The organism is Peptoniphilus senegalensis JC140, from assembly GCF_000321025.1.
Taxonomy (GTDB): domain Bacteria; phylum Bacillota; class Clostridia; order Tissierellales; family Peptoniphilaceae; genus Peptoniphilus_A; species Peptoniphilus_A senegalensis.
In genome coordinates this window covers 756,173-768,500 of sequence record NZ_HE610717.1, presented here as the reverse complement: position 1 = coordinate 768,500, position 12,328 = coordinate 756,173, and the positions used below count along the sequence as shown (strand labels likewise).

Below are 12,328 nucleotides of genomic sequence, written 5' to 3'. Positions count from 1 at the left end.
CTTGACTAATTTAGAAAAACTAAATTTAATAAATAAATGGAGCAGATTTTTCGTCTGCTCTATTTTTTTGCAAATCTTGGAAATTATAATCTTGATAAAAGGATTTGTAAGCTTTCTTAAAGAAAATCTTTAGATGATATTATTTTATGTAATAAGCGAGAAAAATCTTTTATTCCCATAAAATTATTGAATAAAAAAGATAAAATTTAAAATTAAACAACTTAAAAATGATTTCATGTATCATAAAATTTTTAATAAAAAAATATTTTGTGGTATAATAATAAAAATTTATGGAGTGGGAAAATGAGCATAGAAAAAGTTAAAAATTATTTTAAAAATTTTGGTCTTGAAGATAGGATAATTGAGTTTGATACTTCTAGTGCAACTGTGGAACTTGCAGCAGCAGCCCTTCATTGTCAGCCAGAAAGAATTGCCAAGAGCCTTTCTTTTATCTTAAAGGATAAGATAGTAATAGTTGTAACAGCAGGAGATGTAAAAGTTGACAACAAGAAGTTTAAAGAATTTTTTGGAACCAAGGCAAAGATGGTTGATAAGGATAGGGTGGAAGAATTAATCGGTCATAAGGTTGGAGGGGTTTGTCCCTTTGGGATAAAGGATAATGTAGATGTTTATCTTGATGAGTCCCTAAAAAGATTTGAGACAGTTTTTCCTGCTTGCGGATCTAGTAATAGCGCAATAGAAGTTACACTAGATGAGTTAGAAAAATATTCAAAGTATAAAGAGTGGATTGATGTCACAAAAAATATGGAGTGAGACTTTATATAAAAACTTTTAACATACCGACAAGTAAATAAAAATTTACAAAAAAAGATGAGCTCAATTGAACTCATCTTTTGTATTATTTGTTTTCTTCTATTAATTTGTCAAGTGTTGCCGCAAGACTCTCTTTGTCTGCTTGACCAACGAAACCACCAAGGACTTTTCCTTCGCTAGTTACAAAGAATGTTGTTGGCATTGCAGTTATATTTACCAAAGTATCCTCTGTAGTTGAGTTTGGCATTATATTTGTGTAATTTACACCTGCGTTTTTCAAAATTTGTTGAGCTTCTTGGACATTTGTATCCATACTTGCGTTAGTGTCAATAACAACACCAAGGAAGTTTACCTTATCCTTGTATTCTTCATATAATTTTGCTAGATCAGGCATTTCTTCTTTACATGGTCCGCAAAAAGTTCCCCAAACATTTACAAGTGTTAGTGGTTTTTCTTTGTAAAAATCTTCTGATTTTACTGTGTTGCCATTAACAATATCAATAGTGTGAAAATCAAAATTTTCAATTGGCATTTTGTCTAATTCTATTGCGCTTGCTGTGGTTTTTGATTTTTCTTCGACCTTATTTGTAGTATCAGCTTGATCATTTTTTTTGTTACAAGCAAAAAGAGTTAAAGCCACTGCAAATAAAATCAATACTTTAAAAAGTTTTTTCATATAATCACTCCAAGTTAAATTTTTAATTTTGCCTAAATTAATTATACTTGAAATTAGTGAACTTGTCTATTTCAAAAATTTATTGTATAATAAATTCCACTTGTTCGGGAACTCCAAGTATAAAAAACTAATTGTTCTCCAAAGAAATGGAGGTAAAAATGAAAAAAATTATTATTGATGCAGATCCCGGGATTGATGATTCTATTGCAATTATTTTAGCAAATAATGTAGTAGAATATGAAATCTTAGGGATCTCTTTAGTTTCGGGAAATGTGCATGTTGAAAAGGGAAAGAAAAACATACTGAGGATCTCAAAATTTTTAGATAGAGATTTTAAGATTTATATGGGAAGTTCATCTCCTCTTTCAAAAGAATTTATTAATGCAGAAGACACTCATGGCGAAGACGGTCTTGGCGAAACTTATCTTGATTATGAGGGAAAAGATAGTGATGGCGATGCCATAAATTTTTTAGTGGAAGAAGCGAGAAAGGGAGATCTTATTATTTTTGCCCTTGGACCACTTACCAATATTGCAAGGGCTTTAAAAAGAGATAGGGCTGCCTTTAAGGACATTAGAATAATTATAATGGGAGGCAACTTTAAGAGTCATGGCAACATGAGTCCAGTTGCAGAATTTAATTTTTATGTGGATCCAGATGCTGCTGATTATGTAATAAAAAATGCTCCCAATAAAGTTGAAATTATGCCTCTTGATGTCACTAGAAAATTTGTATTAACTCCAAGCATTTTATCTTACATGAAGAGATTAAATCCAGAAGTGGGAAATTTTGTTGAAAAGATAACGAATTTTTACATGGACTTTCATTGGGAATACGAAAAAATTATTGGCTCAGTTATAAATGACCCACTTACAATTATCCTTGAAAGAAAGCAAGAACTTTTTAAAGGCAGGGCTTTTAACGCAGAGTGTATAACAGATGGACCTGCGAGAGGTATGCTAATGGTGGACGAGATGGACTTTTTGAAGAGAGAGAAAAATATAATACTCTATGAAGATTTAGACGTCTTCGAAGTTTGGAAATATTTTTTAGAAGAAATTACAAAACGGGAAGTTGATGAGAAAATTTTGGGTGATCTTTTATGAAATTCACTTCAAAGAAAATTACATTTATAGCATTATGTGTTGCAATAAATTCAGTAAGTGCATGGCTTGCTGTAGTATTAAAACTACCAGTATATCTGGATTCTATTGGAACAATAATGGCTGGTTTTTCTTTTGGACCAGCTTTTGGAATTTTGACAGGAATTATTTCAGCCTTTGCAAATAGTATAGGAGATCCAATTGCAATTTATTTTATGCCTACGCAAATTGTAGTTGGTCTTACATCTGGAATCTTTACATTTTTAAAGAGAGATGACTTTATGTCAAAGTTTTATTTGACTCCAACCATGTCCATACCAGTTGCAATTTCATCTGCCCTCATTGCAACTTATCTCTTTGGAACAGTTACAACAGCAGGTTCATCTTATATTGTGCAAGCCCTTAGGGCTGTAATGGACTTGCCTGATTTTGTAATTGTTTTTATAATTCAATTGATTACAGATTATATAGACAAATTAATTTCAATTCTCTTAGTTTCAAAAATTTACAACATGAGTAGCTTTAAGGAAATTTTGAAAAATAAATAATAAATTATTATAAGCCATTGCGAGAGCAGTGGCTTGTTATATTTAACAAAAGTATATTTTATCTTGGTAAAAAATAAAAAACACTAACTTTTAATTACTTTTCTCGTAAAATCATGAAAAATATTTACTTTTTTTATTTTTTTCAAATAAAGTTGTATTAATAGGGTATTATATAAATTATATAAAATTAAATTTATTAATATTATAGTTAAATAATAATTTAACAAGTGATATAATTAATTTAAGAAAGATTTTACATTGGAGGTGATTTAGTGTCAGATGATGCAGTAAAGAAAGTTAAAGACACTGAAGCTGAGGCAAAAAAAATTATTGACGATGCAGAAGTTAAGGCTGAAGAGATAATTGAAAAGGCGAAATCTTTAGCAGAGGAGTCCTATGATGCCATTGTTAAAAAGGCTAAGGAGGCTAAGGATGATTTTATCGAAAAGGCTAGAATAGAAGGAGAAGATTCGATTAAGCCCATAAGAGAAGATGCAGAGAAAAAAATTGCTGAAATTTCAAGTATTTCTGAAGACAAAGAAGCTGAAATTGTAAAATCAGTGGTAGAGAGGATTGTGAATAATGGCAATAGTTAATATGAAAAATTTCAAACTCTTTATCTTTGATGAGGATAGAGTTAAATTAATTGATAAATTTCAAAAATTTAATTATGTTCACATCGATGAGTCTAAAATTGACCAAGATTTGTCAGAAGATGATTTCACAAGACCTAGATCTTCAGAAGATTTAATTGAAATTGATGATAAAATCAAAAGGTCTAAGGAAGACATTGATCTGCTACTTCAGTTTAAGGAAAAGGAAAATCCTATAAAGACCATGAAAGATGGGGTAAAAGACATCACTTTAGAGGAACTTGCAGCTAGAGCAATGACCTTTCCCTTTGAAAAAATTGATGGTGAGATAAAAGCACTAGTTGATGAAAAAGATAAAAATAATAGCAAAATTCAAAATATCGATTCCAAGATAGGTGAATTAAAACCTTGGGAGAATCTTTCATCATCCTTATCTAGGATAAACGATATGGGTTCTGTAAACATTTACACAGGTACAATATCTTCAAATCATGCAGCTGAATTTGAAAGTGAATTTATAAAAAATGAGCTGGCATATATTGAAAGAGTCTCAAAGGACAAGAATTTTTATTATTATCTAATGATAGTGGAAAAATCTATTGATGAAAATATAAAGTCCCTATTTTCAACTTATGGCTTCACACCCATAAACATTAAGGCAGATGGCAAAGTTAAGGACAAGATAGACTCCTATGAAAGAGACAAAGAGTTTCTTTATGAAAAAAATAAAAACATTGAAGAAGACTTAAAGACTTATTTAAAATATTTGGAAGATTTTAAATTTTCCTATGAATTTTATCGAAATGAAAAAATTAAGATAATGTCAGAGAGAAAATTTTTAAAGACTACAGAAGTTGATTTAATAGAAGGTTATGTTCCAAGTGAAAAATTAGAAGATTTTGAAAATAAAGTTAAAAAAGTATGTGGCGAAAATTATTATCTAAGTGCAGAAGATGCCAAGAGAGATTCTGATAAAGTGCCAATTTTACTAAAAAACAATTCCTTTGTAAGTCCTTTTGAGCTTATGACGGAAATGTATTCCATGCCAAAATATAATGAAATTGATCCGACGCCTTTCTTTGCGCCTTTTTATTTCATATTTGCAGGTATAATGGTTGGCGACTTTGGCTATGGCCTATTAGTATTTTTAGGTACACTTTTTTGCTCTAAAAACTTTTAAACTCACAGATAAAAAGAGAAGATTTATTAAATTCTTCAATTACCTTTCAATTTCCACAATGATATTTGGATTAGTATTTGGCTCCTTCTTTGGTGGAATAATTAAACTCCCAAGTTTAATTGATCCAGCAGAGGATTCCACACTTTTAGTAATATTGTCACTTATCCTAGGCGGAATTCATATATTCTTTGCTCTAGGCATAAAGGCATATATGAACATTCGCGATGGAAAACCAAAGGATGCCCTATATGATGTTGGTTTTTGGTATATGGCAGTTCTAGGAGCAATTGTCTTTGGACTTGGAAAGGCTCTGCCACAAGTTGCACCTTTTTCAAAGGGCGCTTTAATCATTATGATTCTTGGAATGATTGGCATAGTGGCAACTGGTGGACGTGAAGAAAAATCTACAGGGGCAAAAATTGGTTGGGGAATTTATTCTCTATATGGAATTTCTTCTTACTTAGGAGATTTTGTTTCCTATTTAAGACTTATGGCACTTGTATTGTCAGGCTCCTTCTTGGGACTTGCCATAAATATGATTGCAGGAATGCTTTTTGAATCAAATGTACTTGGCAAAATATTTGCAATAGTAATTTTTGTAGTATTCCAATTATTTAATGCCTTTCTTTCTTATTTGTCAGCTTATGTGCACACAGCAAGGCTTACTTATGTAGAAATGTTTAATAAATTTTATGAAGGTGGAGGCATACCTTTCAAAAAAATGATAGAAAATTCAGATTACTTTAATATAGACTAGGAGGATTAATATGTTAAATGGATTAATGGGAGAATATGGTGGATTGATTTTAGGATCTCTTGGGATCTTCTTTGCAGTTGCACTTTCTGGTGCAGGGTCTGCTAAGGGAGTAGGTATGGCAGGGGAAGCTGCTGCAGGAGTAGTAATTGATGAACCAGAAAAATTTGGTAAATCTCTTGTACTTCAACTACTTCCAGGTACACAAGGTCTTTATGGATTCGTAATTGGACTATTTATTTTATTTAGACTTTCACCAGATGTTCCAGTCAACACAGGATTTATGTATATGGCAAGTGGTGCCGTAATTGGTCTTGCTGGACTTATATCTGCAGTAGCACAAGGAAAAGTTTCTGTTGCAGGTATTAACATTTTGGCAAAAAATGAAGAACAACAAGCAAAGGGTATTATCTTTGCAGTAATGGTTGAACTTTATGCAATTCTTGCCTTTGCAATTTCATTCTTTATACTATTTAGAGCCTAGGTGATACTATGGCAGGACTTGAAAATATTTTAAATAAAATTATTGAGGATGCAAATAAAAAGGCTGATGAAATTATAAAAAAAGCAGAAGAAAAAAGAGATTCTATTATAGAAAAAAGAGAAGATGACGCAAAATTTTTAGCAGATAAAATTGATGCAATTTCAAAAAAAGAAAGAGAAGACATTTTAAAAAGGGCAAAATCAGGGGCTGAACTAAAGTCAAGAGATGATATTTTAGCTGAAAAACACAAGTTAATAGATAAAATTCTTGAAAAGGCAATAGTCGAACTTGAAAATTTGTCAGAAGAAGATTTTATAAAATATGTTAAAAATAATGTGGCAGGTGTAGAGGATAAAAATTCTATTTTAGATGTGCCAAATAAGTATAGAGATGCAATAAAAAATGCCAATCTCGGATTTAAAGTTTCTGACACAGATATAGATAGCGGTTTTGTCCTACACAATGGAAATTTAGTTTATAATGGAGACTTCAAATCTATTGTAAAATCTGAAAGAGAAGATTTGGAAAAATTTTTGGCTGAAAAACTTTTCAGTTAAGGGAAAAGGTGGTTAAATGGATAAAAGTAAATTCATCCAAAGTTCTACAAGACTTAGAGTTTTGGAAAAGGAATTTTTAAAAAGTGAAAACTTTATAAGAATTTCTGAAACAGAAACTTTGGAAGACGCACTTAGATCTCTATCTGATACTGTTTATAATAAGTATATTAATAAACTTTCTTCTCCCACAGAATATGAATATATTTTAAAAGAGGAACTCACAAATTTTTATGATGAGCTTTTTGATATTTCTCCTTCTAAAATTCCAGTAAAACTTCTTACTTTAAAGTATTTTTATCACAATTTAAAAGTGCTAATTAAGGAGGACATTGGGAAAAAGGATTTAAAAGATCTCTATATGAATATTGGAGATTTTGATCTAAAGGAATATAAGGATGCTCTTTTAAAGGGAAGCAAAAAAAATAAGTATTTTGAACTCATAACAAGGGTTGAGGAGCTTTATGAAGAAAAGAAAGATCAACAGCTGATTGATATTTATCTTGATAATGCTTACTTTACTGAACTTCTTGAACTTGCAAAAGAGTCTGAGGTGGATTTATTTATAAAATATGCAAAGAATTTAATTGATTTTACAAATATTAGGACACTTTTAAGGGCTAAGAAGCAAGAAAAAAGCGTAGAATTTTTAAGGAGTATAATTATTGAAGGCGGCAATGTTAGAGAGGAAACTTATTTTGATTTATTAAATAGAGATATAAGTTCAGATACAGATGCCTTTAAAAAACTTGAAATTTACAAGTATATAAAAGAGGCACTTGATTCCTTTAAGGAAAGGGGAAATCTTTCAGATTTTGAAAGAGAGATGGACAATTACTTTATAGATTTGATAAAAGATGTAAAGTACATCACTTATGGTCCTGAAGTTGTTTTTGCCAATGCTTTGGCAAAGGAAATGGAGATTAAAAATCTTAGAATCATTTTAGTTTCCAAACTAAATGGACTTGACAGTGAATTTATTAGAGAAAAGTTGCGTGATACTTATGTATAAAATTGCAGTTATTGGCGACAAAGATTCAGTTTTATCCTTTAAGGCAATAGGGATAGATGTCTTCGTTAGTTACGAAGAAAAGGACGCAAGGGCAAAAGTTGATGCTCTTGCCAAAAAAGATTATGGTGTAATTTATATTACAGAAGAACTTGCTGCAAAAATACCAAATACTATAGAGAGATATAATGACAAATTATTGCCAGCAATTATAGTTATTCCTTCAAATAAGGGAACTCTTGGTATTGGTATGAAGAATTTGAACAAAAATGTTGAAAAGGCAGTTGGAGCAAATATATTAGGTGATTAATCACCTTTTTATAAAGGAGGAGCTTTATTGAAATCAGGAAAGATAATTAAAGTATCCGGACCACTAGTTGTAGCATCTGGCATGGAAGATGCCAATGTCTATGACGTAGTAGAAGTTTCTAAGGACAAATTAATTGGTGAAGTTATTGAAATGAGAGGCGACAAGGCTTCCATTCAAGTTTACGAAGAAACTACAGGTATTGGCCCTGGAGATGAAGTATATACAACAGGAGCACCACTTTCCGTTGAGCTTGGACCTGGAATGATCGAGCAAATGTTTGACGGTATTCAAAGACCTCTTGTTGGACTTAGAGATGAAGCTGGAGACTTTTTAAAAAGAGGAGTTATAGTAAATCCTTTAAATAGAGAAAAGAAATGGGAATTTAAAAAAGTTGCAAAAGTTGGAGATATACTTGAAGCAGGAGATATTCTTGGAACAGTAGAAGAAACTCCTGTTGTTACTCATAAAATCATGGTTCCCAATGGAGTAAAGGGTAAGATTAAAGAAATCAAAGAAGGCTCTTTTACCGTTGAAGAGACTATTGCAATTATAGAAACAGAAAAGGGCGACAAAAATCTTACAATGATACAGAAATGGCCAGTAAGAAAGGGCAGACCTTATAAGAAAAAAGTTGATCCAAAGGAACCTCTTGTTACTGGACAAAGAGTAATAGATACATTTTTCCCAATTACAAAGGGTGGTACTGCCGCAATTCCAGGGCCTTTTGGTTCAGGAAAGACTGTAGTACAACATCAACTTGCAAAATGGGCAGATGCTCAAATAGTTGTATATGTAGGCTGCGGAGAACGTGGAAATGAAATGACAGATGTACTTATGGAATTTCCAGAGCTAATGGACCCTACAACTGGCGAGTCAATTATGAAGAGGACGGTTCTTATTGCCAACACTTCTAATATGCCAGTAGCAGCTCGTGAAGCATCAATTTATACAGGAATCACAATTTCAGAATACTTTAGAGATATGGGATATTCAGTTGCCATGATGGCTGACTCCACTTCTCGTTGGGCAGAAGCCCTTCGTGAAATGTCTGGTCGTCTTGAAGAAATGCCTGGCGATGAAGGTTACCCAGCTTATTTAGGTTCAAGAATTGCAGAGTTCTATGAAAGAGCTGGACGTGTTCTTGTAAATGGCTCTGAAGAAAGAGAAGGAGCACTTTCAGTTATAGGTGCAGTTTCTCCTCCAGGTGGAGACATATCAGAACCAGTTACACAAAACACACTTAGAATAGTAAAAATATTCTGGAAACTTGACTACGATTTGTCTTATCAAAGGCACTTCCCAGCTATTAACTGGATTGATTCCTATTCACTATATCAATCCAAAATTGATAAATATTTAGATGAAAATGTAGATAAGAGATTTTCAAGACTTAGAAAGAGAGCCATGGCACTTTTACAAGAAGAAACTTCACTTCTTGAAGTTGTAAGACTTGTTGGCCGTGATACTTTATCTGATGAAGACCAAGTTAAATTAGACACTACAAAATCAATTCGTGAAGACTTTTTGCAACAAAATGCTTTCCATGATGTTGATACATTCTGTCCTCTTGAAAAACAATTCAAGATGCTTGACACTATTCTTTATTTCTATGACAAATCACAAGAAGCCTTAGAAAAAGGTGTCTACTTTAGTGAAATAGAAAAGCTTGATGTAAAAGAAAATATTGCAAGAATGAAGTATGTGCCTAATGACGAATTAGAAAAAATTGATGCAATAAAAGATAAGATTGACAGTGAACTTAAAAAATTAGAAGAGGTCGGTGATGTAGATGCTTAAAGAATATAAATCAGTAACAGAAGTTGTTGGACCTCTTATGACTGTTGAAGGAGTAGAGGGTGCAGCCTACGAAGAACTTGTGGACATCGAACTTCAAACCGGCGAAAAGAGGCGTGGACGTGTTATAGAAATTGAAGGCGACAAGGCCATGGTTCAAATTTTTGAAGGGTCCAGTGGGATTAACTTAATGGACACAAGTGTAAGATTTTTAGGAAAGCCACTTGAACTTGGTGTTTCGCCAGATATGATTGGAAGAGTTTTTGACGGACTTGGAGAACCAATTGACGATGGTCCAAAGATTATACCTGAAGAAAAAATTGATATTAATGGAACAGCAATAAATCCTGTTTCAAGAGATTACCCATCAGAATTTATTCAAACAGGCGTATCTGTAATTGATGGACTTAACACTCTTGTTAGAGGACAAAAACTTCCAATATTTTCTGAAGCAGGACTTCCACACAACGAACTTGCAGCACAAATTGCAAGACAAGCAAGTGTACTTTCTGGTGGAGACTTTGCCGTAGTATTTGCAGCCATGGGTATAACCTTTGAAGAAGCTCAATACTTTATAGATGATTTCACTAAAACTGGAGCCATTGACAGAGCCGTTTTATTTATGAATCTTGCCAATGACCCAGCCATTGAAAGACTTGCGACACCAAAGATGGCACTTACTGCAGCAGAATATTTGGCATTTGAACTTGGAAAGCATGTACTTGTAATTTTGACAGATATGACAAATTATGCAGAAGCACTTAGAGAAGTATCAGCAGCAAGAAAAGAAGTTCCTGGTAGACGTGGTTATCCTGGTTATTTATACACAGACCTTGCAGGTATTTATGAAAGAGCAGGAAGGATTAAGGGAAGAGAAGGCTCTATTACACAAATCCCTATATTGACAATGCCAGAAGGAGACATCACACATCCAATCCCTGACCTTACAGGCTATATAACAGAAGGACAAATAATTTTATCAACAGATTTATACAAACAAGGGCTTGAGCCACCAATTAATGCCATCCCATCACTTTCAAGACTTAAAGATAAGGGAATTGGTGAAGGGAAAACTCGTGAAGACCATGCTGATACAATGAACCAAATTTATGCAGCCTACACTGCAGGTAAAGAAGCAAAAGAACTTTCTGCAATCCTTGGCGAAACTGCTCTATCAGAAACAGACAAGGCCTTTGCAAGATTTGCTGATTTGTTTGAAAAACAATATGTATCTCAAGGTTTTGAAACAAATAGACCAATTGAAGATACTTTGAATTTAGGTTGGGAACTTTTATCTATAATACCTAGAACAGAACTAAAGAGAATTGACGACAAATTAATTGAAAAATATTTGGGCGATAAGGAGAAAGATTCTAAAGATTCTGAAGATTTAGAAAATGAGGGATTATAATGACAAGACTTAAAGTAAATCCCACTAGAATGAATTTGTCCATTCTAAAAGGTAAATTAGAGACATCAAGTAGAGGTCATAAACTTTTAAAGGACAAGCAAGATGAACTTATGAGACAATTTATTACTCTCATAAAGGAAAATAAAAAGCTTAGACTTGAAGTGGAAGAGAAATTGCAAAATTCTTTCAAAGCCTTTCTCATGGCATCAGCAGCCATGAGTCCAGAAATGCTTGAAGAAGCAATTTCACTTCCTACCATGCAGACTTTTGTTAAAATCAAAAAGAAAAATGTAATGTCTGTTGATGTGCCAGAGATGGAATTTATAACAAAAAAAACATCAGAGGACGCATCTTGCTATCCTTATGGATATGCACAGACAACATCAGACCTTGATGCTGCTATAGACGATCTTACAGAAGTTATGGAAGAACTTTTGACACTTACACAAAAGGAAAAGGCAGCTCAACTTCTTGCCAACGAAATTGAAAAAACTAGAAGAAGAGTAAATGCCCTTGAGTACAAGACAATTCCAGACTTACAAGAGACAATAAAATATATTCGTTCAAAACTTGATGAAAGTGAAAGAGCAAATATAACAAGGCTAATGAAGGTTAAGGATATTATCTCAAAGGACGAGATGAAAGAAGAAAAATCTGAAAAAGTAAATGCAGAGCTTGTTTAATATAAAAGGACTCTAAGTGAAGAATCTAATTAGATAGTGGAATATAAAAAACGAATCAAGCTGAATCTATAAAGGGAAAATTTAAAAAATTCAAATTACCGAGAAAAAATCATCTGATGAAATTTTAGAATTTGTTATATATAAAATACCTAAAAATAAAAGATAGAAATCTATTTTTAGATAATTAAGTATATAACAAGCTATATTATTACTATCTTGTGGTTGAAAAGAAAAACCTAATATTATAGTTTAGGTCAGCATATTATATTTGAAGAAATTTCTTTATATAGAGGAGCAGCAGAAGATGATATAAAAAAGATTAGATAAAATATTTATAATATTTAACTGATTGTGATTTTTGTAATAGATGAATTTGAAGAAGTTTGGCTCTATATTAGCTATTAGACATTGGCTTCTAGGAGATATTATAGAGCCTTAAAAAAATTTATTTTTCA

Annotated in this window: 14 protein-coding genes; 13 read left to right on the top strand and 1 reads right to left on the bottom strand. The window is 32.3% G+C overall.

The window, feature by feature from the left end:
* Positions 1-303 precede the first annotated feature (303 nt).
* The gene (locus PTSHG_RS03635; RefSeq protein ID WP_019107536.1) at positions 304-774 is read left to right on the top strand and encodes a YbaK/EbsC family protein; all 471 of its coding nucleotides are present in this window, start codon (positions 304-306) and stop codon (positions 772-774) included.
* Positions 775-859: 85 nt separating this feature from the next.
* Here the strand turns inward: PTSHG_RS03635 and PTSHG_RS03630 are convergent, their stop codons facing one another.
* Complete coding sequence (locus tag PTSHG_RS03630; RefSeq protein WP_019107535.1) at positions 860-1,450, bottom strand: TlpA family protein disulfide reductase; 591 nt, start codon at positions 1,448-1,450, stop codon at positions 860-862.
* A 158-nt stretch (positions 1,451-1,608) separates the two neighbouring features.
* Between PTSHG_RS03630 and PTSHG_RS03625 the strand changes: the two genes are divergently transcribed.
* The 12 genes from PTSHG_RS03625 to PTSHG_RS03575 all read left to right on the top strand — a co-directional run bounded on the left by PTSHG_RS03625 (position 1,609) and on the right by PTSHG_RS03575 (position 11,873).
* Positions 1,609-2,556, top strand: coding sequence for a nucleoside hydrolase (locus tag PTSHG_RS03625; protein ID WP_019107534.1), 948 nt, complete (start codon positions 1,609-1,611; stop codon positions 2,554-2,556).
* Entirely contained in the window at positions 2,553-3,101 is a 549-nt protein-coding gene (locus tag PTSHG_RS03620; RefSeq protein WP_019107533.1) for an ECF transporter S component, read from the top strand. The genes PTSHG_RS03625 and PTSHG_RS03620 overlap by 4 nt, the downstream gene beginning before the upstream one ends.
* Positions 3,102-3,373: 272 nt before the next feature.
* Entirely contained in the window at positions 3,374-3,697 is a 324-nt protein-coding gene (locus tag PTSHG_RS03615; protein WP_019107532.1) for a hypothetical protein, read from the top strand.
* Positions 3,684-4,874 (top strand): V-type ATP synthase subunit I, encoded by a 1,191-nt coding sequence (locus PTSHG_RS10060; protein WP_238318717.1) that lies wholly within the window; start codon positions 3,684-3,686, stop codon positions 4,872-4,874. Before PTSHG_RS03615 ends, PTSHG_RS10060 begins: the two co-directional genes overlap by 14 nt.
* A 58-nt stretch (positions 4,875-4,932) precedes the next feature.
* Positions 4,933-5,631 (top strand): V-type ATPase 116kDa subunit family protein, encoded by a 699-nt coding sequence (locus PTSHG_RS10055; protein WP_238318715.1) that lies wholly within the window; start codon positions 4,933-4,935, stop codon positions 5,629-5,631.
* Between the two features lie 10 nt (positions 5,632-5,641).
* Positions 5,642-6,112 carry a V-type ATP synthase subunit K gene (locus tag PTSHG_RS03605; protein ID WP_019107531.1) on the top strand — a complete coding sequence of 157 codons (471 nt, stop codon included), beginning with the start codon at positions 5,642-5,644 and terminating at the stop codon, positions 6,110-6,112.
* 8 nt (positions 6,113-6,120) lie between these two features.
* Positions 6,121-6,669 carry a V-type ATP synthase subunit E gene (locus tag PTSHG_RS03600; RefSeq protein WP_019107530.1) on the top strand — a complete coding sequence of 183 codons (549 nt, stop codon included), beginning with the start codon at positions 6,121-6,123 and terminating at the stop codon, positions 6,667-6,669.
* A 16-nt stretch (positions 6,670-6,685) separates the two neighbouring features.
* Positions 6,686-7,678, top strand: coding sequence for a V-type ATP synthase subunit C (locus PTSHG_RS03595; RefSeq protein ID WP_019107529.1), 993 nt, complete (start codon positions 6,686-6,688; stop codon positions 7,676-7,678).
* Entirely contained in the window at positions 7,671-7,985 is a 315-nt protein-coding gene (locus PTSHG_RS03590) for a V-type ATP synthase subunit F (protein WP_019107528.1), read from the top strand. Before PTSHG_RS03595 ends, PTSHG_RS03590 begins: the two co-directional genes overlap by 8 nt.
* 27 nt (positions 7,986-8,012) lie before the next feature.
* Positions 8,013-9,782, top strand: a complete 1,770-nt coding sequence (locus PTSHG_RS03585; RefSeq protein ID WP_019107527.1) for a V-type ATP synthase subunit A — start codon at positions 8,013-8,015, stop codon at positions 9,780-9,782.
* Entirely contained in the window at positions 9,775-11,190 is a 1,416-nt protein-coding gene (locus PTSHG_RS03580; protein ID WP_019107526.1) for a V-type ATP synthase subunit B, read from the top strand. The genes PTSHG_RS03585 and PTSHG_RS03580 overlap by 8 nt, the downstream gene beginning before the upstream one ends.
* A complete protein-coding gene (locus PTSHG_RS03575; protein ID WP_019107525.1) occupies positions 11,190-11,873 on the top strand; it encodes a V-type ATP synthase subunit D in 684 nt (227 codons plus the stop codon). The genes PTSHG_RS03580 and PTSHG_RS03575 overlap by 1 nt, the downstream gene beginning before the upstream one ends.
* Positions 11,874-12,328: the final 455 nt, after the last annotated feature.